This is a genomic window from Tolypothrix sp. PCC 7601 (assembly GCF_025677855.1).
Taxonomy (GTDB): Bacteria; Cyanobacteriota; Cyanobacteriia; order Cyanobacteriales; family Nostocaceae; genus Aulosira; species Aulosira diplosiphon.
The window spans coordinates 1,546,064-1,567,885 of sequence record NZ_CP064879.1 but is presented as its reverse complement, the minus strand read 5'-3'; the positions used below and the strand labels follow the sequence as shown (position 1 = coordinate 1,567,885).

20 protein-coding genes are annotated in these 21,822 nt (G+C 39.9%); 6 read left to right on the top strand and 14 right to left on the bottom strand.

The genetic code is table 11. From position 1 onward, the window contains the following. Window positions 1-94: 94 nt before the first annotated feature. Both HG267_RS06465 and HG267_RS06460 read right to left on the bottom strand, forming a co-directional pair. Window positions 95-496 carry a TIGR02588 family protein gene (locus tag HG267_RS06465; protein ID WP_045871680.1) on the bottom strand — a complete coding sequence of 134 codons (402 nt, stop codon included), beginning with the start codon at window positions 494-496 and terminating at the stop codon, window positions 95-97. Beyond that, window positions 493-1,362 carry a TIGR02587 family membrane protein gene (locus tag HG267_RS06460; protein WP_045871679.1) on the bottom strand — a complete coding sequence of 290 codons (870 nt, stop codon included), beginning with the start codon at window positions 1,360-1,362 and terminating at the stop codon, window positions 493-495. The genes HG267_RS06465 and HG267_RS06460 overlap by 4 nt, the downstream gene beginning before the upstream one ends. A gap of 311 nt (window positions 1,363-1,673) precedes the next feature. On the opposite strand from HG267_RS06460, the gene HG267_RS06455 reads away from it, so the two are divergent. Further along, entirely contained in the window at window positions 1,674-1,856 is a 183-nt protein-coding gene (locus tag HG267_RS06455) for a CsbD family protein (RefSeq protein ID WP_045871678.1), read from the top strand. Between the two features lie 403 nt (window positions 1,857-2,259). On the opposite strand, the gene HG267_RS06450 is transcribed toward HG267_RS06455, so the two are convergent. From HG267_RS06450 to HG267_RS06440, 3 genes are all read right to left on the bottom strand, one after another. Further along, window positions 2,260-2,532 (bottom strand): GlsB/YeaQ/YmgE family stress response membrane protein, encoded by a 273-nt coding sequence (locus HG267_RS06450; RefSeq protein ID WP_045871677.1) that lies wholly within the window; start codon window positions 2,530-2,532, stop codon window positions 2,260-2,262. 502 nt (window positions 2,533-3,034) lie between these two features. Next, entirely contained in the window at window positions 3,035-4,873 is a 1,839-nt protein-coding gene (ftsH3, locus tag HG267_RS06445; RefSeq protein ID WP_045871676.1) for an ATP-dependent zinc metalloprotease FtsH3, read from the bottom strand. A gap of 227 nt (window positions 4,874-5,100) precedes the next feature. Next, on the bottom strand, window positions 5,101-5,979 hold the full coding sequence (locus HG267_RS06440) for an aminotransferase class IV (protein WP_194007824.1): 879 nt from the start codon (window positions 5,977-5,979) through the stop codon (window positions 5,101-5,103). Between the two features lie 135 nt (window positions 5,980-6,114). Here HG267_RS06440 and HG267_RS06435 point away from each other — a divergent pair, with 135 nt between their 5' ends. Further along, on the top strand, window positions 6,115-6,969 hold the full coding sequence (locus tag HG267_RS06435) for an HIT family protein (protein WP_045871675.1): 855 nt from the start codon (window positions 6,115-6,117) through the stop codon (window positions 6,967-6,969). Window positions 6,970-7,133: 164 nt separating this feature from the next. Here the strand turns inward: HG267_RS06435 and HG267_RS06430 are convergent, their stop codons facing one another. Both HG267_RS06430 and HG267_RS06425 read right to left on the bottom strand, forming a co-directional pair. Next, window positions 7,134-7,850, bottom strand: a complete 717-nt coding sequence (locus tag HG267_RS06430) for a Uma2 family endonuclease (protein WP_045871674.1) — start codon at window positions 7,848-7,850, stop codon at window positions 7,134-7,136. 68 nt (window positions 7,851-7,918) lie between these two features. Next, complete coding sequence (locus tag HG267_RS06425; RefSeq protein ID WP_045871673.1) at window positions 7,919-10,045, bottom strand: chemotaxis protein CheA; 2,127 nt, start codon at window positions 10,043-10,045, stop codon at window positions 7,919-7,921. 574 nt (window positions 10,046-10,619) lie between these two features. Between HG267_RS06425 and HG267_RS06420 the strand changes: the two genes are divergently transcribed. The 3 genes from HG267_RS06420 to HG267_RS06410 are packed head-to-tail and all read left to right on the top strand — an operon-like array spanning window position 10,620 to window position 13,265. Next, entirely contained in the window at window positions 10,620-10,985 is a 366-nt protein-coding gene (locus HG267_RS06420) for a PleD family two-component system response regulator (RefSeq protein WP_045871672.1), read from the top strand. Between the two features lie 7 nt (window positions 10,986-10,992). Beyond that, window positions 10,993-11,598 carry a chemotaxis protein CheC gene (locus tag HG267_RS06415; protein WP_045871671.1) on the top strand — a complete coding sequence of 202 codons (606 nt, stop codon included), beginning with the start codon at window positions 10,993-10,995 and terminating at the stop codon, window positions 11,596-11,598. Between the two features lie 56 nt (window positions 11,599-11,654). After that, window positions 11,655-13,265, top strand: a complete 1,611-nt coding sequence (locus HG267_RS06410) for an ATP-binding protein (RefSeq protein ID WP_045871670.1) — start codon at window positions 11,655-11,657, stop codon at window positions 13,263-13,265. A 199-nt stretch (window positions 13,266-13,464) separates the two neighbouring features. Here the strand turns inward: HG267_RS06410 and HG267_RS06405 are convergent, their stop codons facing one another. Further along, complete coding sequence (locus HG267_RS06405; protein ID WP_052335267.1) at window positions 13,465-13,902, bottom strand: hypothetical protein; 438 nt, start codon at window positions 13,900-13,902, stop codon at window positions 13,465-13,467. Between the two features lie 687 nt (window positions 13,903-14,589). Between HG267_RS06405 and HG267_RS06400 the strand changes: the two genes are divergently transcribed. Further along, entirely contained in the window at window positions 14,590-15,669 is a 1,080-nt protein-coding gene (locus tag HG267_RS06400) for an ATP-dependent 6-phosphofructokinase (RefSeq protein ID WP_045871669.1), read from the top strand. A gap of 151 nt (window positions 15,670-15,820) precedes the next feature. Here HG267_RS06400 and HG267_RS06395 read toward each other — a convergent pair whose 3' ends face one another. The 6 genes from HG267_RS06395 to HG267_RS06370 form a co-directional block, all read right to left on the bottom strand. Continuing rightward, a complete protein-coding gene (locus HG267_RS06395) occupies window positions 15,821-16,171 on the bottom strand; it encodes a DUF5615 family PIN-like protein (RefSeq protein WP_045871668.1) in 351 nt (116 codons plus the stop codon). 3 nt (window positions 16,172-16,174) lie between these two features. Beyond that, window positions 16,175-16,405, bottom strand: a complete 231-nt coding sequence (locus HG267_RS06390) for a DUF433 domain-containing protein (protein ID WP_045871667.1) — start codon at window positions 16,403-16,405, stop codon at window positions 16,175-16,177. A gap of 240 nt (window positions 16,406-16,645) precedes the next feature. After that, the gene (locus HG267_RS06385; RefSeq protein WP_052335266.1) at window positions 16,646-17,650 is read right to left on the bottom strand and encodes a tetratricopeptide repeat protein; all 1,005 of its coding nucleotides are present in this window, start codon (window positions 17,648-17,650) and stop codon (window positions 16,646-16,648) included. Between the two features lie 507 nt (window positions 17,651-18,157). Continuing rightward, the gene (locus tag HG267_RS06380) at window positions 18,158-18,592 is read right to left on the bottom strand and encodes an SHOCT domain-containing protein (protein WP_045871666.1); all 435 of its coding nucleotides are present in this window, start codon (window positions 18,590-18,592) and stop codon (window positions 18,158-18,160) included. Between the two features lie 315 nt (window positions 18,593-18,907). Continuing rightward, a complete protein-coding gene (mutL, locus tag HG267_RS06375; protein WP_045871665.1) occupies window positions 18,908-20,611 on the bottom strand; it encodes a DNA mismatch repair endonuclease MutL in 1,704 nt (567 codons plus the stop codon). Window positions 20,612-20,775: 164 nt separating this feature from the next. Further along, the gene (locus HG267_RS06370; RefSeq protein WP_045871664.1) at window positions 20,776-21,819 is read right to left on the bottom strand and encodes an adenosine deaminase; all 1,044 of its coding nucleotides are present in this window, start codon (window positions 21,817-21,819) and stop codon (window positions 20,776-20,778) included. Between the last annotated feature and the right edge of the window lie 3 nt (window positions 21,820-21,822).

Below are 21,822 nucleotides of genomic sequence, written 5' to 3'. Positions count from 1 at the left end.
ATAACTAAGCGCTAATACATAGTAAATAACGCCAAAAAATATATAATTGGATTTTAATTTCGTTCAGACTTGATTAATCGCGTCTCTTCCAGTGCTAGGGCAATTTATAGCTAGCAACGCGGATAGTTAACTTACCTTTGTTGGGGTCTTGGCTAAATACAAATGCTCCTTCTTCTGTTTCACCGCCAGATAAAAAGTCTATTTGTTGTTCCCCGGTTTCTGTAACTTTGCCCTTAATTTCTAACTCAGCGATGATTTGTACTGATGCGGCTGTATCTCCACCTTTATTGATCACTTCAAAAGGGACATAAAACTGTCCATTAATTTGGCGCGTTCTTTGTTTGTTGATGATGGATACTATGGGGGGTTGATTTTTGTCATTTAGCCAAGTAAATCCCACCAATCCGATAATTACTGTGATAATAAATGAAGCAGCAGTAAATGTGAGCCATTCAGCAAGCGATCGCTCTTCATGCTGGTTATCTTGATTATTCATATTGCTAACCTGCCAGCTGCACCACCAATGGTTGCAGGTAACCCTAACATTAAAGTGTGATCTAACCACATTGTCCAGGGGTCACTCAAACTCAACTTTTGAAAAAACCACAGCATCAACGCAGCGGCTAACAGTGAAACTAAATAAGACATAATGGTTTCGCTTGATGGGCGTTGAAAAATTCCTTTTTGCTGTCTGCGCTTTTGCTGGTCGGAAAAACCTGCCTGAAACACTATGCCATAGGAAATCACTAGTGATGTAGCGATTATTGCTAGTAACCACGGAGGTGATACTGTGGCTGCTAGCATGGGAATTTCATCTGTGGGGGCAATGTTAAATGCAATTACGGTCGCACCAATAAGAGTGGCACCTAAATCGGAGAGGGTGGCGTGTAAGTTACTCCATTGTTTCTGAGTTGTTTGCCTTTCAGTATTGGTACTATCAGTATCCCCTAAAAATTGATTAGCTAATGCTACACCAAGAGTAAATGGTACACTTTCAAAGATGATTTTGCCTAGTGCTTCTCTCAGAGAAGTTTGCGGTGTCAGTTCTTGTAATAAAAATAGCATAAAGCTAGAGCAAGCTAGCCCGATCGCCATTGCTTCTATAGTATCTATTATATCCTCGTAAGCTCGTCTACCATGTCTGCGTTTGCGGAAGCCTTCTGCCTGGTTAACTAAGAACACGCCAATAAACATTAATGCGATCGCTAACATCATCATGGCTGGTTTTGCTAGCGATCCAATCCACCATACTTCCATTGTGTACAACAAGGGAATACCAAACAAAAAGCCTCCACAAGTACCTCTAATGATGTCATTAATCTCACTTTTCCATATATTTTTTTGACGATATTTTTTAGACACTACTAAATTTTCCTTTCAGTTATTACTTACTGAATTATTGTTAGTCTAAAATAAGTAATTAATTCGGTAGCAAGCAGGAGCGATCGCTTACTCAATCATGGGTGTTAGCTACGCCCAAAGCTTTATTTGATTTATGATTTAGGAATATTTTTATTATTTATTATAGAAGCTGCTAATTTCGCATCTACCTTGGGTAGATAAAAATAGAAAATAATTTACTTTCTCCTGACAGATGCAAAGGTTTTATTTTTTAGTCTAAATTATTTCTGTTACTAATAATTCAACTTAACTAAGAGTGCAGGTAAAAACTTATGAGTATTGAAAACAGAGTAGAAGCTACCGCCAAAAATATCGAAGGTAAAGTTCAAGAGGTCATTGGAGAAGTAACTGGTAACCCAGCAGATAAAGCTGAAGGTAAAGCAAAGCAAGCTGAAGCCCAAGTTACACACACCACCGAAAACATTAAAGATGAACTGAAAAAGGCGATAGATTAGTTCTCTAGATCCCAATGTTGGGTGCAACCTTTGATACTAGTTTGGAATTCGTAATTCGTAATTCATAATTCGTAATTATAGAAGGTTGACAAAATCTAATGCCTCTAGCTTTACAATTTATTACTCCCCAATTTCTTACCAGTTTAGTAGTTTAGTAGGTTGGGTTGACGTAAGGAAACCCAACACAGAAATATAGGTTAAGCTTTAATCATCCATGTTGGGTTAAGCGCAGCGCTTAACTCAACCTACATCTGCTATATCTGCTGCTTGTGAGAAATACAGGTATTAAATTATAAAGAATTAGAATGAATTGTAGAACTCCATTTCTGTAAAGAAAGTGGAGTTCTATTGTTCTTAAGAAAGGTAATAGGTTAACTCTAGCCATGAGCCTAATATTATGTGCTTAATAACTGCTACGACTAGTTATTAAGCCCCATAAGAAAATAGCAATTATTGCGCCAATGACAGCAATAATTAGACTAGGAATACTGAGAGTAGCAGCAGCAAATGTTGCTCCTGGTGGACTCAAGAAAGAAACTAAAGTTCCTCCAATCAAAGCACCAATTATACCTAAAACCATTGTCGAAAGAATTCCGCCACCTTGACGACCTGGGTAAATAGCTTTAGCTATAGCACCAGCAATAATACCAAGAACAACCCAAGCAAGAAGGTTCATAATATTCTGTACCAAATGTAACTACTAGGTTATTGATTACAGTCTAAAGTGACTTCTGCCATAAGAGATAAGTATAAATTGTAAAAAAAAATTGCCTGATACTGCTAAAAAAATAAATTGCGATATATACCTAGAGTAAATTCTGCAAATAACCCCCCAAAAAATAAATTCTAGGCTTGGTATTGGTACTATTTAAGCAACATAGATATCCAATTTTTTTCGCAACTTAAGATTACTAAAAACTCGCAAAATGTCACATACAATTACGTAACAGAGTAAACAAAATTTAGCATAACCAGCAATTTTCATATATTGTTTGGCTCTTTAGTAGTAGTTACTAACCCAAAAATGTTAGGTGAGGGATAGGGAAAAGGGCAAGGGATAAAAACCTTTCCCCTTTACCCCTTAACCTTTACCCTTTGTAATTGGTAAAAAAAAATAGGGGTAACTCTGAGACTCCAGAATTACCCCTATTTAAATCTTAAATTATAGAGGCGATCGCTTATGCAAAAGCGGCAGTTTTGACATCGTTGTTTGCCAAAATTTCTTGCAATTCATCGGCATCTACTGTTTCTTTGTCAACCAGCATATCCGCGATTTGGTCGAGGATGTGGCGGTTATTGACTAATACTTCTTTGGCGCGAGCATAAGCTACATCTACCAGTTTGCGGACTTCTTCATCAATGGCAGCTGCTGTTTCTTCTGAGAAGTCACGCTCTGACATGATATCGCGGCCAAGGAACATATTACCTTGCTGGCGACCCAGAGCTACGGGCCCTAGTTTGTCACTCATTCCAAAGCGGGTGATCATTTGACGAGCAACACGGGCTACTTGTTGTAGGTCATTAGAAGCACCAGTGGTAACTTCTTCTTCCCCAAAGATTAATTCTTCAGCAATCCGGCCACCTAAAGCTACTGCCATTTGGTTTTCCAAATAAGCGCGGCTGTATAAGCCAGTATCCATCCGGTCTTCGCTAGGAGTAAACCAAGTTAAACCACCTGCACGACCACGAGGAATAATGCTAATTTTTTGTACTGGGTCATAATCTGGCATCAACGCACCCACTAAGGCGTGACCGGCTTCGTGATATGCAACCAAAGTCTTGCGCTTTTCGCTCATGACGCGGTCTTTCTTCTCTGGGCCAGCTAACACGCGGTCAATTGCGTCGTTGATTTCATCCATCGAAATTTCAGTTAAATTCCGCCGTGCTGCTAAAATTGCGGCTTCATTTAACAAGTTGGATAAATCTGCACCAGTGAAACCAGGGGTACGGCGAGCAATTCTGTCTAAGTCCACATCTTTAGCTAAGGTTTTACCACGAGCGTGAACTTTGAGAATTTCGCTACGTCCAGCATAGTCGGGACGGTCTACTACTACCTGACGGTCAAAACGACCGGGACGCAACAGCGCTGCATCTAGTACATCGGGACGGTTGGTAGCCGCGATAATGATGATACCAGTGTTACCTTCAAAGCCGTCCATTTCGGTAAGTAGCTGGTTGAGGGTTTGTTCCCGTTCATCGTTACCACCGCCTAAACCAGCACCCCGTTGACGACCTACTGCGTCAATTTCATCGATGAAGACGATACAGGGAGCATTAGATTTGGCTTGCTCGAACAAGTCACGGACGCGGGAAGCACCCACACCCACAAACATTTCTACGAACTCGGAACCAGAGATAGAGAAGAATGGTACACCAGCTTCCCCAGCAACCGCACGAGCTAGGAGGGTTTTACCTGTCCCTGGAGGGCCAACGAGTAATACACCTTTAGGAATTTTGGCACCAACGGCGGTAAAGCGATCGGCGTTCTTCAAAAAGTCTACGACTTCATTTAATTCCAGCTTGGCTTGGTCAATACCAGCGACATCACCAAAAGTAACCTGAGTTTGAGGTTCCATTTGCACTCTGGCTTTAGACTTACCAAAGTTCATAGCTTGGCTACCAGGGCCACTTTGAGCACGACGTAGTAAGAAAAATAAGCCAACTAGAAGCAATACAGGGAAAAATAAGCTACTTAATGCCTTAAACCAAAATCCTTCGTCGGTTTGAGGCAAAACAGAAATATCAACGCCTTTGGCAGTAAGAGTATTAATTAAGTCAGGGTCATTGACTAATGTGACTACTTTTTTATTACCGTCTCTAGATGTAACCAGGGCTGTAGAACGGTCTGCACTTAAACTGACTTTATCTATTCTGCCTTTTTCAACTTCTTGAATAAATTGGCTGTAGCGTAATGGTTCTCGGCTTTGGGGTTGCTTATCAAAAAATGCTGTTCCTAAAGCAATTACAACTATAAAGAGCAGTGCGTACAGCCCCGCGTTTCTCCATCTTTTATTCACTGAGGTCAATCCTCCTAATATTTTTCGTGCGATCGCTTCTATTTGTCATTTGTTATTCGTTCCTTGTCATTTTTTATGAATGACTCTGAGTAAATCACTCATGACTGTGGCGAAGCAGGGTTTCCCCTTGAGGTAACTTTACGTCCCATTCTCAGCAGAACTGGGCTGTTTTGCCACCTTTTGGTAACGTCTCTAAAAGAGAGGGTGTTTTTAAGAATTATGTTAACTTATCTTAACGTATACCAAAATGGTGACGTTGTCATGCTAAAAAAACTCCTGAGCAATTGAAAACTAGAATGGTGAGGATTATATTGTAGCGACCCAGCAGGCTGGTGAACGGTATGGATAGGGAGGAATTCCACCACAGAGTTAGTGTAGGCGATCGCTGCAAATTCCTTGACTAACTCCATTGTCCAGGGTTCCTCTTTTACTTGTTGCTGCTGGGATTGCAGCCATTTTACAAGTTGCGATCGCACAATTCCTGGCAAAATTCCTTCAGCTAAAGGCGGTGTCCACCAACAACCATCACGCCAACCCCAAAGGTTACCAGTGCTGGTTTCTAGCCAATTTCCTGCTTGATCGACTAAAATCGCTTCTTGAGCAGATGAGGTTAGGCTGCTATTTCTGGCTAACCAAGGGCTTAAGTAATTACCAGTTTTATGAGAAGCCAGAGTGCGATCGTATTCTGCACTGACAATGGCGCAAACTACTCCATTTGCTTGTTTTTCACTTAAATTTTCTGGTAATAACCTACCCGTTATCCATTCCCGTCCATCAGGGAATAGGGTAATTCTGAGAATGGGGAAATGTTGTAGCAGCATTTCCGCACCTTGACGTATCCGATTCCAGTCTGGTTGTTGCCAACCAAAAGTTTTGAGAGAGAATAGTAGGCGATCGCAATGTAAAGTCCAGTGAGTTAATCTACTATCCAGCGAATTCTCATAAACCCGCATCGTAGTAAAAATCGTCGCCCCATAAAGTAACCCTGGATCGTTAATGTTTAATTCTAGGGTTTGGGATTCAATTAATTGACCGTTGTACCAGTAAATCAGATAAATTCGTCTTTCCTCAGCAACTATTACGGCTGATTCTAGTACTTCTTCCATCCCAAGGGAAGAAATCAAAGTATGGTGCTGACGACTAACTAAAGACGAGAGTATAATAATTAGCTTCTCCTTGTGCCTTCTCTCTCCGTATTAATAACAACGAGATGTATCAGAAGCCAAGAAAAGCGGAATTTCATGAAACAGCAAAAAAATATATTTAGCCATCTCACCGCTATAGAAAGAACTAGCTTGTCATTTCCAGCACAATATTTATTAAATCAAAACCTGCTTCAAGGCAAAATATTAGATTTTGGTTGTGGCTTTGGTAATGATGTGAAAATATTGCGGGACAAAGGCTGTGATATTACAGGTTATGACCCTTATTATTGTCCCCAATATCCTCAAGAAAAATTTGACACAATCATTTGCTTTTATGTATTAAATGTGTTGTTTTCTGAAGAACAAGCTAGCGTACTCATGGAAGTAGCACATCTATTGCAGCCAGGAGGTAAAGCTTATTATGCAGTGAGGAGAGATATCAAAAAAGAAGGTTTTAGAGAACATTACGTTCATAAAAAACCTACATATCAATGTATTGTAAGACTTCCTTTCAATTCTATTTATTTAGATGACATTCGGGAGTTTTATGAATATCGGCATTACAATCACCAACGCAACTCCTCCAATAATTGTCTATTTTGCAATCCCTATACACATTTAAAACTATTAACAGAATCCGCAACTGCTTATGCAATTTTTGATGGCTATCCCCTCAGTAAAGGACATATTTTAGTTATTCCTAAACGCCATGTGAGCAATTATTTCGACCTACCATTTAAAGAACAATCTGCTTGCTGGTTTATGGTCAACAAAGTCCAAGAAATGCTCAAAGTAGAATTTAATCCTGATGGCTTTAATGTGGGAATCAACGTCAATCGCGCCGCAGGTCAAAATATGATGCACGTCAGTATCCATATTATCCCGCGTTACAAAGGTGATACTGTAGGTGTTAAAAGTGGGATGAGAAATGTGATTCCTAAAAAGATATAGGAATCCGCTTTGATTCGGAGAAATTATTTGCGTAGGGAGGGAAGAGGGAACAGGGAACGGGGAACAGGGAAGAAGAAATAAAAGTGTACTTAGTTTTTTTCAAAAATCAAATATGAGTCCTATATCTATTTGATTGGTAATTGGTAATTGGTAATTGGTAATAGTCATTGCTCATCAGGGTTTATACCCAGCGCTCTCAATTTTTCTGCTAATTGTTGAGCGCGTTGTTCTGCTTGTTGAGCGCGTTGCTCTGCTTGCTGCGCGCGTTGTACTTCTTGTTGAATCTGTTCTTTTGGCGTAGGATAACGCTTTCCTTGCTCATTGTACCAATACATCCATTCCCGCGTTACACCGGAATAGTTTCCCCTTTCGCAACCAATTCCTAAACCAATTTCTGGTAGCCAAATTGGGTTTCCGGCTTGCAATTCATAACTACCATTAACTAACTTATATACTTCTAAACGCGCTTTGCGACGACGGCGAGGAGCATAAATTACGTAGTAAAGTACACCTAATTCTGCATATTGTTGTAACTTAGCAGTGTATTCTTTGCGATAAGTTTGGGAAACTACCTCTAGCACTAAAATAGGTAGAACATTTTCTTCCCACAACACATAACTGGGACGTAATTCTTCATCATAAAAACGCTCTACTCCTAAGCTCAGAAAGCCATCGGGTACAATGGGCGGTTCATCTGGGTGATGATAAATACCCATATCTACGCCAAAGAACCAGTCCATGCGTTCTGACCAAAGAATTAGCAGTATTGCTTTTAATAAGCCTGGTATTAATTCTTGCAGTTCATTATCCACAGGTGTATCGTCAGAGTCGGGCAATTCTTCAGCAGAAGGCAAGTACCTCGGCAGGTTGTAGTTTAACATGGCTGATTTTCCCAAAACTCACAAAAATTATACCCTGCGAGAATAACTAACGTCGAATGCGTCAAAAATTATCGAGAATTTACTAGTTGTAATAAATAAGGATTTGTCTTCCTAATTATCGCTTCCATATCCAGAATTTCTGTGATTTTACCTTGAATTACAGTAGAGAATAAAATACCTTCTCTACTAGGTATACCTTTAATTGTCAGCGCTTCCTCGACAATATCAAGAATGTGATCAACTACTAACGCTACGCTTACTGCTGGATAGGGAGAGACAATAATAATTGATAATGTCTCGGTTTCTATTGCTAGATTATCAAAGGTGCGATCGCCAAATATAGTATGTAGATCAATTAGCGGTAAAATTTGCTTGTCATACCGCACAACCAACTGATTAGCGACTTTCTCAATCGCAGTTGCGGGAATCTCCGCCAGTCGAGATGCGATCGCTAAAGGAATACCCATGTGTGCGTCTTGGGGGCCTGTAAACAGTAAAAGAGTTTGGCGATCGCTTTCTGGAATACTGACATCTGTAGCATTCGCTAACTGCTGATATGTGGCGCTGACACCAGCTTGCTTGGCTAAACCGACGACATCAATAATTAATCCGACTTTTCCATCTCCTAAAATTGTGGCTCCAGCAAATAAGGAGATATGCTTTAATTGTTTGCCTAAGGGTTTGACGACGATTTCTTGAATATCTTCAATGCTATCTACTACCAAGCCGAAGCGATAGTTATCAGCTTGAATAATCACTATACTCAGCAGTTCGCTGTTAGTAGTACTAATTTGTAATATTTGATTGAGGTAAATTAACGGTATAAGTTCACCCCGCAAGCGATACACGGGAACATCATAAAATATCTCAATATTTTTTAGTCCTGGCTCTGTTTCCAGGCGAACTAGTTCTTGGAGATTTCCTTGAGGAATGGCATAAAAATCGCCGCCACTGCTAATAATTAAGGCGGAAATAATCGCCAATGTCAGGGGAATTTTTAATTTAAATGTGGTTCCCTGTCCTAACTGACTTTCAATTTCGATGCTACCGTTAATTTTTTCGATATTGTCTTTGACGATATCCATTCCTACCCCTCTTCCTGAGAGGTTGGTGATTTGTTCGGCGGTAGAGAAGCCACGTAAAAAAATTAAGTTCATTGCTTCTGAGTCAGTCATCGTTGCTGCTTGGGTGGCGCTGACTAATCCCAGTTGTTGCGATCGCGCTTTGAGGCGTTCGGGGTTGAGTCCCCTACCATCATCGCTAATTTCTAGATTGACTTTACCGTTTTCGTAAGCAGCTCCCAGAAATAACCTCCCCACAGCAGGTTTACCCTTAGCTGTGCGTTCTGCGGGGAACTCAATCCCATGATCTACACAGTTGCGGATTAAGTGCGTTAAAGGATCTTTGATGGCTTCAATAATACTTTTATCAAGCTCTGTATCTATCCCCGCCATTTCCACTGCAACTTGTTTACCAGAAGCGATCGCTAAATCACGAACTACTCGGGGAAATTTTTGCCAGATACTATTTATTGGTTGGAGGCGAGTTTTCATCACCTGTTCTTGCAATTCGCCTGTAATTCCGTTTAAGCGTTGGCAAGCCGCAGTCAAGTCGCTATCTTTGAGCTTGGTAGATAATCTCATAACTTGGTTACGCGCTAACACCAGTTCGCCTACCAAATTCATCACCTGATCTAACAACCCCACATTGACGCGGATATGAGATTCTGAGGTTGTCTGGGTGGAATCTTCCAAATCGCCATCGAATTCTACAGTTGGCGGTGCTGGGGAGGTTGCTGCTGGCTGAGTTTGTTGTAATGCGGTGATTTTCTCAATCAGTTGAGCATAATCGCGATCGCTTTCTTTTCTTGTCGTTGCGATCGCAGACAACATCTGTCTGATACTGTCGATTGTTTGGAGTAACGTACTGACGATTTGAGGAGTAATGGCTAAAGTGCGTTCGCGCAGACTCGACAACAAACTTTCCGCCGCATGAGCCAGCGCTTCTAACTTAGGAAACGGTAAAAAGCCACAATTACCTTTAAGGGTGTGCAGTGAGCGATAAATCCTGACTAACGATTCACCATTTCCATATTCTTTCTCTAGCTCAATAATGTCACGTTCAATTTGATCGAGATTCTCGTAGCTTTCAACGAGAAATGCTTCTATGTCATCATCTATCTCTGTTAACTCCATTGTAATAATAGATTGCCAATTCTTTATTTTAATACTAATAACCTGCCAAAATCAATATATATCTCTCTCATGAGAGATGTTTATCGCCATAAATGCTGAAAATATAATGCTAAACTTAATAACGAAAGCAAAGAAATCCAATGCCAGCTTTGCGCTGCAAATCCAAACTTAAAAAGGGTTAGCATCAACCTAGACAATGTTAAAAGTATCAGCGATGCAATTTTCAATAATTCTCATCTTAGCAATCTTGGAGTTACCTCAATTATATCAATAAAGTGTGTTTGTGAATGCATCTTCATGCCATAAATGTGATACCAATCTTGGTAATAACAAATATCACATCCAAAAATTTTATCTGGAGTGCGAAAAGCGCCAATGGCAATAAATTAACTGTGCAAGATATCAAGTTTTAATTATAGAAAATTATCAATATCATATTTTTGCTTATACTTGAGTAAAAACTGCTGTATTAACTAAAGATAAATTTTGAGAAATTAGCTGAATTTTTACGGATAATTCAAGAAGAGACTAATTTTGCAATTTCAGGAAGTCGCAGGTCAAAAGGGTAAAGTTGATGGCTTTGGTTTTAATTATCGATGATGCAGCATTTTCTCGCAGAATGATTCGCAAGTTTCTGCAAGTAGATGGTTATGAAATCCTCGAAGCTAGTAATGGACGCGAGGGGTTAGAAATGGTGCATAAGCATCAGCCAAACTGTGTGTTAGCTGATATTTTAATGCCGGAAATGAATGGTTTTGAATTTTTGCAAGCTCTCCAAGATGAACAATTAAAAATTCCTACCATTATCATCTCAGCAGATATTCAAGATGGCTCACGCAATCAAAGTTATCAGTTAGGCGCAGTTAACTTTATTAACAAACCGCCAAAAGAAAGTGAATTGCGCGCAGCAGTTCAGCAAGTTCTCAATACCAAGGAATAAAGCCAAGATGAATGTGACAGCAGAACAATTAGATGCCCTCCAAGAATTAATTAATATTGGAGTTGGTAGGGCAGCAAGTTTACTCAATGAAATGGTAAACTCTCACATTCGTCTAGAAATTCCTTTTGTCAAGGTATTAACAGCTGTGGATGCCTATGAAGAATTAGCTTTACGATTTCATGATGATAGTTTAGCCGCTGTGAGACTCGGCTTTACAGGCCCCTTTTACGGTACAGCTGGCTTAATTTTCCCAACTGACAGCGCCTCATCATTAGTAGCAGTTTTGACTGGTGAAAACCCAGATTCAACTGATTTGGATGCAGTTAAAATTGGCACATTAAGCGAAATCGGTAATATTGTAATTAATGGGGTAATGGGTTCAATAGGTAATGTGTTGAGACAGCACATGAGTTACACAATACCTGTTTATTTAGAAGATAAAATTGAAAATTTATTAGCATCTGCCAATGTGAGCGAGTCAAAAATTTTGCTAGCACAAGCAAGATTTACGATTGAGCAATTAGAACTAATTGGAGATATCATTTTAATATTTGAATTAGATACATTTGATACCTTAATTCAAATAATTAATCAGGAAATGGGAGTATCATGAAGCGAAAAAATCTTACAAAAAATAGTATAAATTTTTAAATTTAGTCTGATGATGATATGAATAGAATCGAACAAGCTCAAGAAAAATTCGCCCTGCTAGATAAAATTACTTTAGGAGCTTTTGTTCTACAGTCAGACTACAGTGTTTTATTCTGGAATAGCAGTTTAGAAGAATGGACACAAATTCCCCGCAGTCGGATTTTAGGTAATTCAATTCTGGAATATTTTTCCCATCTTAATCAACCGCGCTACATTCATCGCTTAGAGCAAATTTTTCAAGGTGGCCCGCCTACAATATTTTCTTCGCAATTACATCAATATATTATTCCCGTACCGTTACCCCAAGAAAAATATCGCATTCAGCACACCACAGTAACTGCTGTAGAAGCTGATGGTGATTTTTATGCATTATTTTCCATTCAAGATGTTACCGAACTCACCTTCCGTGTTCAAGAATATAAAAACGTGCGCGATCAAGCATTAGCAGAAGCAGAAGCACGCCAGCGATCGCAAGAAGCCGCCGAAGCCGCAAACCGCATCAAAGATGAATTTCTTGCTATTGTCTCTCATGAATTGCGATCGCCTCTTAATCCAATTTTAGGATGGGCGAAGTTACTCAAAAAACGTAATTTAAATGAAACAACTACCCTACGCGCTGTAGAAACTATCGAACGTAATGCCGAATTACAAGCACAGTTAATTGATGATTTGTTAGATATTTCGCGTATTTTGCGAGGTAAACTCGGCTTAAATTTAGAAACAGTGAATCTCGCCACCACAATTGAAGCAGCTTTAGAAACAGTCAGATTAGCAGCAGAAGCCAAATCTATTCAAATTCATCTCAAATTAGATCGTAAAGTAGCACAGGTAAAAGGTGATAGTAGCCGATTGCAACAAGTAGTGTGGAATTTGCTTTCTAACGCCATCAAATTCACTCCATCTGGTGGAGAAATAGAAGTTAAATTACAACAAATAGATTCACAAGTAGAAATTCAAGTCAGCGATACAGGTAAAGGTATTAGTCCAGATTTTCTACCCCATGTATTTGAATATTTCCGCCAAGCCGATAGTACAATCACCCGTAGATCGGGGGGATTAGGATTAGGTTTAGCGATTGTGCGTCAACTTGTAGAATTACATGGTGGTAGAGTTTGGGCAGAAAGTCTTGGAGAAGACAAAGGCGCAACATTTACAGTTTCTCTACCCGCGTTACCAAAAACCCTAAGATTATCAGCTAGAGATAGCGATTTATCACAAGATTCCTATTCTTTATCTGTACCTTATGCCCCATTAGAAGCAATCAAGGTATTAGTTGTAGACGATGATGTAGATACAAGAGAATTTCTCGCCTTTTTATTAGAACAGCATGGTGCAATCGTCACCAGCGCCGCCTCAGCCAACGAAGCACTGATTGCGATCGCTCAATCAAAACCCGATTTATTATTAAGCGACTTAGGTATGCCAGAAGTTGATGGCTACGCCTTAATCCGTAAAATCCGCAGTATGCCAGCCCAGCAAGGAAAAGAAATTCCCGCGATCGCCCTCACCGCCTACGCCGCAGAAACCACACAACAACAGGTATTTGCGGCGGGATTTCAACTGCATATCGCAAAACCCGCCGATCCGTCAAAATTAATCGCTGCGATCGTTGCACTGGTGAAACGGTGATAGGGGTTAGGGACTGGGGAACTCAGGGCCCCTCTGGGGATAAGGGGTAATGGGGATTGGGGAGAAATGAATAATGACTTTTGACTCTTGTACAGACGCGATGAATCGCGTCTGTTGCAACTCAGCATAAATACGCTTAAAACGCTTACTAATGACTAATGACAGCCCTTGTCAGTTATTTTCAATTGCAACACTCTACTTAAAATTGCGTTACAGTTACACTCAAGCCAGAATCAAGTTTAGGCACTTTCAAATATTCTATCGGTTCGCTGCTATTGCGAGGTGTAGGATTATTGTTTGGCTGCTGACATTTTGCAAACGCAGCTGCTGGATCTTTCAAGAAATCTAAAGGATTGACTTTTTGACATCCTTGCTCTTCGATTCGAGAAATTCTATTATTAGTTGGCAATAAACTATTATTTGGTTGAATAATCACATTCTGCCACTTATTATTAATTGTTGCTGCTTCTGTCATCAGATTCACCGCTTGGTTGGGTACATCTGTCACAGGTTCTACAACAGCAGAATTAGCTGGTTCCATCATTGTGGGCATTAAATTTTCTTGTTGAGCATAGGCATTTTTAGTTCCTGCGATCGCACCCATCAAAACTAAGGAAATTAAAAGAAAATATTTCATAGGTAGATGCCTCAACATTTAATATCAGTTTGGAATCTGTGCTTGCTGTATTAATAGTAACAAGTATAGTTATAGCAAAATAACAGTAAGAATAAGATAAATATTTCCTTTTATGTAGATAATTTGTGAACAATATTACTTTTGTCACATATTGTAAAAAATCAATGCAACTACTAACTTCAAAAGCTATTCATCAATAATAGGACTGAGGCAGCACAAATATTTTCGGGGCATGACATGGTCAAAAATTAGACTTTGGAACGCCAGTTGCTACCCTGCGGGTTCCGCGTTAGCGGTACAAGTCTGGCGAATGAACGCAGTAATTCCTTTTGACTCTGGACAACCACTGCGGGAAAAATATGATACTTGCGTAAGTCCTAAAATATATAGAAATTCGCTTATTAAGAAAGATATAAAAAAGTAAAAATCCGGAAATTATCTCATACAAAGCTTTACATATTTCGCTTGTATTCCCTTAATTAATTGGTTTTAAACATAATCTGATTTTTGTGTTCACAGATAGTTTAATCTACTAAATACGGGTAAGTTGATAAGAAGATTTGTAGGAGTAGAAATAGATGCATTATGCAATAAGCAAATGCACCTAAAATTGCTAAATTTTAATTTCCTTAACCTTGAAATATTCTTGCCGGCTTACTGATTTCTTGTTGGAAACTCGAAAAAAATATGGGGAAATCTAAGCGGATTGGCATTCTTACCAGTGGCGGAGATTGTTCTGGTTTGAATGCAGTGATCAGATCTGTAGTTCATTGTGCTTCGGGAAAAGGTTGGGAAGTATTGGGAATTCGTCAAGCAACTGTAGGATTGATGGCGCGTCCACCAGAATACACAAAACTAGAAATTGACCAAGTTGACCCACTGTTAACTGCTGGTGGCACAATGTTAGGAACCACAAATAAAGGCGATCCATTTGCATTTCCCATGCCTGATGGTAGTTTATGCGATCGCTCCGAAGACATCATTGCAGGTTATCATCAACTCGGTTTAGATGCTTTGATTGGCATTGGTGGTGATGGTAGTTTGGCGATTTTGCGGCGCTTGGCACAACAAGGCGGGATTAATTTAGTCGGGATTCCCAAAACCATTGATAATGATATTGGCATTACTGAACACGCCGTTGGTTTTGATACAGCAGTAAATATTGCCACAGAAGCATTGGATAGGTTACATTTCACCGCCGCATCTCACAGTCGAGTGATCATTTTAGAAGTGATGGGACGTGATGCCGGACACATTGCGATTGCTGCGGGAATTGCTGGGGGAGCAGATGTAATTTTAATTCCCGAAATTCCCTACGACATGGATCAGATTTGCTACAAAATTAAACATCGCCAAGAACAAGGCAAAAACTACTGTTTAATTATTGTTTCTGAAGCAGTTCGGACTCAAGATGGTGAATGTGTAACAATGACCAATCGTGCTGGAGAATCTCGCTATGGTGGTATTGGTCAATACTTAGCCGATCAAATTAGCGATCGCATTGGTGCAGAAACACGCGTTACAGTTTTAGGACACCTGCAACGAGGTGGAACAGCTTCACCACTAGATCGTTTAGTAGCAGCAGCTTTTGGCGTAGCTGCGGTCAATCTTATTGATGAAGGTAAATACGATCACATGGTTGCCTGGCAAAATCGCCAAGTTTTTACTATACCAATTGCGGAAGCGATCGCTCAATATCGCGCCGTCAATCCAGGGGATACTTTAGTGAAAACTGCGCGTGGTTTAGGTATTTATTTGGGAGATTGAAATAGGAAATAGGGCACAAATCAGTAGGGTGTGTTATCGCGTAGCGTAACGCACCTTGAATTATTCTACTCACTAGATCGAGTCTATTTTGTGTATTTTGCGATCGCTTGTTCTTGCCAAAGCTTGGACTTTAAATCTATAGCAAGCGTTTTTACAAGAGTCTCATACGGATGCGATCATCTTCAATCACGCTGAAATGAGCGGCCCAATCGTTTCGAGATGCGATCGCAGTCGCAACTTTTTGAGCCACAACTGCGCCCGAAGGAGCTTTAATCCGAAACAAGATAATTCCACTGGTCGCTGGTAACTTTGAACGGAAGGCGAGTTCACCAAAGTCTTTGTCGAAGGTCAGGAGAATGCGATCTTCGGTTTGAGCGCGACTCAACACCTCAGGATCGGTAATCCCAGGCGCATCGGTGCGAATCCACACAACATCGTGCCCTTGTTGCCTAAGGGCTTCTACAGCATCAGATGGGAAGTTCTCGTTGGCAAGAAATCGCATAGGCTATGCAGGAAAGGCGTAGACTTTTTCCGCTTTGAGGGTGGCGCTGGCATAGCTGAGGCAGGCTTGAACATCCTCAAGGGTAATACCAGGGTAATTGCGGAGAATTTCATCGGTTGTCCAGCCTTGAGCAAGCAAGTCGATAATAAACTCGACAGCAAGGCGAGTCCCTTTGATAATGGGTTTGCCGACAAGGATATTAGGATCAATCGTGATTCGAGATTGCCAGTCCATAGGGTTACGTTGAGTGTATTGTCTTCAGTTTACGCTTGCTCTTACCCACCAAATCAAAAACTAATTCAGTCTGAGTATTTTGCGATCACTTGTTCCTTGCAAAAAGCTTGGTTATAACTTAATTTAATAAACATAACATTAGTCTTAATTTCTTTAAGTTATGTTAGCACTGTGGTTGAGTCGCTAACAGCAACTTTTAGAGATACTATGATCAGCATAATTTGTTTATTAAATAGAAAGTTATTTAAACATCCACTTAAGAATTATATACACTATCAATCCTCCAACTAATAATCCGGCGAAAAAGTTCTTAAATGATTTATTTCTGGCATAATATTGATTTAAATCTAGACCTTGTTGAAAACAAATTGCTTTCATAAATTCTCTATCTAAATCAGTATATTTTCTCTCCCGATCATCATATTTATCTTCAAGATATTTAAAGAGTAAACCCGCTGCTAACTCTTTTTGTTTGGGTTGAGGCGTTGTTGGAAATTCTCTGGCTATTTGTATTGAGAGAGCCTTAAGCTTTGCAGCGTGATACAGCAATTTTTCATAGCTCCCAAAATCCTTCTTAAATACATTTTCTTGTAACTGGTTGCTATTTCCTACTTGTTTTCTACCTAAATTAGAGTTAGCACTTTGGATCTGTTGCAGAATCTTTTGAGCATTTTCATAATTAGGTAGGTCGTTCTGGTCAGAAAAAAGTTGTACAGCTTTTTTAATATCATGAATAGCTTCATCAAAGAGACGCAAATCTGCTTTAGCACCACCACGGCTAAAGTATGCCATTGCATAACTTGGATTGATCTTGATTGCTAGATCATAGTATTGAATTGCCTCCGAGTATTTTTTACGTTCGCAAAAGTAGACTCCCAAGAAATTCAAGTAAACAGATAATTCTTTACTTAAAGTATTCCATGATGTCTTAGCTTTTTCTTTTGCTCTTGTCACAGAAGCAGCATTTGCAAGGAAATTTTCATAGGCAGTGTTGGCATCAATTGCTCCCTTTGCTAAAGTTTGACAGTATCGTTTGCCTGCCTCTGTAGTAGCTGTGTTAGAAGCCATTAAAAATAGATCTGCTGCTTCCGCATAATTTCCTTGGTCTGCATAATCAATTGCTTCTAAGACTCTAGCAGCATGACGATTTTCCATTGATTGAGTCATATCAGATCCAAAAGTAGCATCGAGAAAATCTTGGTATCTACCAACAGGGCGCTCAGGATTATTGCCTAGATTAGTCATAGCAATTGGATACACACTCTATATGATAATTATGCTTGCCCTAAATCTAAATCTGGGCAACTTTTTATAGACCTTTAGCTAGAGTACCCAAAACCTTGCTATAGATAAACTTCTGCAATTGCCCCACCAAAATTTCAAAACATTTGAGTGTAATCAACAAGCTAATAATTACAAGTATTAAATGTGTTTATGTACAGGAAGGTACAAAGGATTTCGGAACTTATACCAATTTAATGTGAAGTTGCACATATCTTGATCCCCCTAACTACCTCTTCAAAAGGGGGAAGCACTGCGTTGGGCGGCTTTGCCGACTTGTGCCGCTAACGCGGAACCCGCAGGTTAGCAAGTGGTGTGGACTTTGGTAGATGTATTCTGGTTTCCCCCTTTTTTCAAGGGGGATCGAATTCTATGCAGCCTCATAAAGAATTGGTATTAGGCAATTAGTGCCAACTTTTTATTTTCAAATTCTTCATTGGTAATAATTGCTGCATCTCTAGCATTTTTAAGTTATTTGATTTGATTGCTCAGTTCGGATTTTTGTTTAATTGCTAACTTCTGAATCTCATATTCTTCTTGGCTGAGAATTCCACAAGCCAAAGCAGCATTGAGTTTAGCAATTTGAACTTCTACTTCTGAGTGAGAAGACTCATGGATTAATTCAGATCTCTTCATCTCAAACTCACCTTGAGTTAAAATTCCCTCATCAAGGAGGTGCTGAAGTTTTATCAGTTTCTCTTCTGTGTCTACACACTGATTAAAAGCTTGCATTAATTCTTCAATTTCCAACCTTTTTGCGCTATAGGCAATTTCATCAATGAAGCCTTGCTCGTAAGCATCTCTGAGATGCTTGAGTTTTACCTCCAAAGAACTCTGAGATTCCATCAGAGCTAACTCTACAGAAGATTGATCCCGATTATTGCCGTGGTAATTTTTGTTAGTCATATTTCACCCTTATAAATCTTGATGTATAAGCAGGATTCTCATACCAATCCAAATAATGTTTGTGACAGATCAATGATTTGTCAGGACTCAACAATATTGTTTCCTTAACTATTTGTCATATCTTGTTCAAATTGGTATCAAGTCTGCTTATTTTAGAATTCCCTGGATTTAATCTGCACTAACAATAAAGTTCAGAATTCCGATTACTTACATACTCAGACTTGATTGCTAAATTTGCTTAATATTACAAAATTCCGCAAAATCAACGACGACAATAAACTAACTTAATTTATCAAATAGCTCTCATCATCAAAATTAAATTCCGTGGCTCTTCCCAATCACCCAGTTACGCCGGAAAAATCGCGCTAAAGCGGATTCTTCTAATGATAAATAAATAGGCCTTCCGTGAGGACAGGTGCGAGGATTGCGAGTGCGTTGCCATTGATCTAAAAGAGTTTGCATTTCTGGCAAACTCATCGGTGTACCATTGCGTATAGCACTGCGACAAGCAACAGCAACTTGCGCGGCTTGTAAATCACCACCTAAACTCAGTTCTAAAATAGCATCGGCACAATCTTCTCGTTGTTGCAACATTGCGGGGATATTGCGAACCGCCCAAAGCTGTTCGCCAAAGGTTTCTATATCTAAACCAATGCGTTGTAATTGTGCAACTTGTTTTGGCGTTAATTGATAAAGAATAATTGCTGGTTCAATGGGTATCATTTGCCAGCTATCGCATAATTGCTCATACAAAACTCGCTCATGGGCAATATGCTGTTCTACTAACCAAACTCCCTCAGAATGTTCCACCACAATATAAGTATTGCTAACTTGAGCAACAGCTTTTAAAGAATAAGGAGTACTCAATCCTGAGTTCTGAGTATGATCCTCATCTTTGGGATTTTTCGGATTAAAATTGTAGCCGCCTTTAGCTTCCGCAGCTTTGAGTAATTTACTGACGCGGGTAATATGAACGGCTTCTTTAATATTGGCAGAACTGAGGCGTAATGCTTGCTCAATTCCTTGAGTCACTTGTTCTTGCCAATAACCGATTTCATTAAGATAAATTTCTGTTTTCGCTGGGTTACGATTCCAGTTAATTTGGTCTGGAGAAATATCAAGATGTAAGAAACAAACGGGATAGCGATCGCGTGGTAATGTGCGATGGAATGCTGCCAAAATTGTTTGCTCTAATTCTGCTGACTTCACCATCCGGCCGTTAATGGCTACACGTACCCAATCTGGACGATGACGATGACAGCGATCGGGTAATCCTACCACTAATGTGAGTTCTGAGTTCTGAGTTCTGAGTTCTGAGTTAGCTGGATGGGGTATTGCTAGTTTGACTTCTTGGAAGTCGGCTTCTTTAACTTGGGGTATGAACTGCGGCAGTAATTTTTTGCTGGTGCTAGCCGGATAAATCGTAAACCAATCACGGTCATTTTGTTGCACTTGCCAGGTAACTTGGGGATGACATAAGGCAATTTGTTGAATTGCAGTTTGTACAGCTTTCATTTGCTGTGCAACTACTGGTAACCCCTGACGACGCGCTACACAATTGGCGAATAAATCAGATACTGTCACCACTGTACCAGGTGCGATCGCAGCGACTTCTACTTGCTGAACTTTTCCGCCATCGCTATAAACAACTCGCCATCCCCAATTTTCACCAGCCGGACGACTCAAAATTTCTAAATTTGACAAATTTGTCAAACTGTGCAGTGCTTCTCCCCGAAATCCTAAACTGCTAATTTTCCATAAATCAGCACAAGTGTAAATTTTACTGGTGCTGTGAGTGGCTGCGGCTTTTTGCAAATCATCTAAGTTCATTCCGCAACCATTATCGGCTACGCGCACTCGCCATTGCTGCGGCCAGAGAGACACAACAATTCTCGTCGCGCCAGCATCCAAGGAATTTTCTACTAATTCCCGCACGACAGAAGCTAAAGAGTCGATCACCTCTCCAGCTGTAATTAGATATACGACTTCTGTCGGTAAAGCGTGAATAGTAGATGTCATAAATTACAGTGTAGGCGAAAAGCCAGCACTGAATACAATAAGCAATTTTGTTTACTCTTCAACAAAATTTTTATTAATTTTAAAGCCATGTTGTTCAGATCCCCGACTTTTTCAAAAAGTCGGGGATCTATGACTATTGGGCAAATCCAAAACTGGCTGCGGAATTAATCTCTCATTGCCAAAACTTTCGGAGGTTCCGGTTTCAGCAATTCATTTAACAGAGATGCAGGACGTTCGCCATGAGGCCAAGCAAAAGCATGACGGAAAGCTGCATCCTGACAAGCTTGCAACTGTTTAAAGTTAATAATGTCGTATGTCAAAAGATTTTCATACTCAAAAGGCAGACGCACATTATGTAACCCAGCGTTATCAGTACAAATTGCAATATCTACCCCAGCGTCAAAACATCGGTCAAAAACTAACTTTAGTTGACGGATATCCTGTAAAGTACCAGTTTTAATGTAAGTTGTGGGGCAAACTTCCAAACACTGTCCTCTTTGCGCTAACTCTGGCAGTAACTCAGGATACAACAGAGGAATTTGAATACCATGTCCAATCCGCTTCAGGTAGGGTAGCAGTTCGGTGTAACAACCTGCAGTAGTTTCGTAAAGATGTCCTGTGGTGTTAATACCTAAAGAACAGGCATAATCATACAGATTCAGCCATTCTTCTAAACGTTCAGCATAGTGGCTATCACCACCGGCGATATCTACCGCACAAACATACTGTTTACTTTGTGCCGCCAAATCAACAATGGCCTTATTCACCTCATAAGGTAAACGTGAGTGCATACAGAGAATTTGGCTAGTCACAATCGGATATTCTTCCAACTGACTGGCTTTACCCACAACTTCAACAATTTCTGCCATCTTGTCAATTCTTTCGGATTGACTTAAATGTTCAGGTGTTCGTAAATAGGGGGTGTAACGCAGTTCCAAATAAGCCAAATTCTCAAATATATAAGCACCCCGTAACAATCGGTAGATAAAGTAAGGCAAAGTTTCTACAGTCTGTACACTTTCTACCAAGGTGTGTAATTCTAAATACTCGTCTAAGGTATTACGAGGTTTGGTATAAAACTCTTCAAATTCTGGATAGTTCGCAAAGCGGGAAATTAACTCAGACGTATGTCTCTCGAAATATCGCCACAACACACGAGGTACAACCGAACCGCCCAGATGCCGATGCAATTCAGCGTATAAAGCCATATT

Coding starts and splice junctions, on each gene's coding strand:
- HG267_RS06430 (WP_045871674.1), bottom strand. CDS start 7,850: ATGTTAAACTACAACCTGCCGAGGTACTTGCCTTCTGCTGAAGAATTG.
- HG267_RS06410 (WP_045871670.1), top strand. CDS start 11,655: ATGAATAGAATCGAACAAGCTCAAGAAAAATTCGCCCTGCTAGATAAA.
- HG267_RS06465 (WP_045871680.1), bottom strand. CDS start 496: ATGAATAATCAAGATAACCAGCATGAAGAGCGATCGCTTGCTGAATGG.
- HG267_RS06440 (WP_194007824.1), bottom strand. CDS start 5,979: ATGGAAGAAGTACTAGAATCAGCCGTAATAGTTGCTGAGGAAAGACGA.
- HG267_RS06370 (WP_045871664.1), bottom strand. CDS start 21,819: ATGGCTTTATACGCTGAATTGCATCGGCATCTGGGCGGTTCGGTTGTA.
- HG267_RS06405 (WP_052335267.1), bottom strand. CDS start 13,902: ATGAAATATTTTCTTTTAATTTCCTTAGTTTTGATGGGTGCGATCGCA.
- mutL (WP_045871665.1), bottom strand. CDS start 20,611: ATGACATCTACTATTCACGCTTTACCGACAGAAGTCGTATATCTAATT.
- HG267_RS06425 (WP_045871673.1), bottom strand. CDS start 10,045: ATGGAGTTAACAGAGATAGATGATGACATAGAAGCATTTCTCGTTGAA.
- HG267_RS06400 (WP_045871669.1), top strand. CDS start 14,590: ATGGGGAAATCTAAGCGGATTGGCATTCTTACCAGTGGCGGAGATTGT.
- HG267_RS06395 (WP_045871668.1), bottom strand. CDS start 16,171: ATGCGATTTCTTGCCAACGAGAACTTCCCATCTGATGCTGTAGAAGCC.
- HG267_RS06380 (WP_045871666.1), bottom strand. CDS start 18,592: ATGACTAACAAAAATTACCACGGCAATAATCGGGATCAATCTTCTGTA.
- HG267_RS06415 (WP_045871671.1), top strand. CDS start 10,993: ATGAATGTGACAGCAGAACAATTAGATGCCCTCCAAGAATTAATTAAT.
- HG267_RS06455 (WP_045871678.1), top strand. CDS start 1,674: ATGAGTATTGAAAACAGAGTAGAAGCTACCGCCAAAAATATCGAAGGT.
- HG267_RS06450 (WP_045871677.1), bottom strand. CDS start 2,532: ATGAACCTTCTTGCTTGGGTTGTTCTTGGTATTATTGCTGGTGCTATA.
- HG267_RS06390 (WP_045871667.1), bottom strand. CDS start 16,405: ATGGACTGGCAATCTCGAATCACGATTGATCCTAATATCCTTGTCGGC.
- HG267_RS06420 (WP_045871672.1), top strand. CDS start 10,620: ATGGCTTTGGTTTTAATTATCGATGATGCAGCATTTTCTCGCAGAATG.
- HG267_RS06435 (WP_045871675.1), top strand. CDS start 6,115: ATGAAACAGCAAAAAAATATATTTAGCCATCTCACCGCTATAGAAAGA.
- HG267_RS06385 (WP_052335266.1), bottom strand. CDS start 17,650: ATGACTAATCTAGGCAATAATCCTGAGCGCCCTGTTGGTAGATACCAA.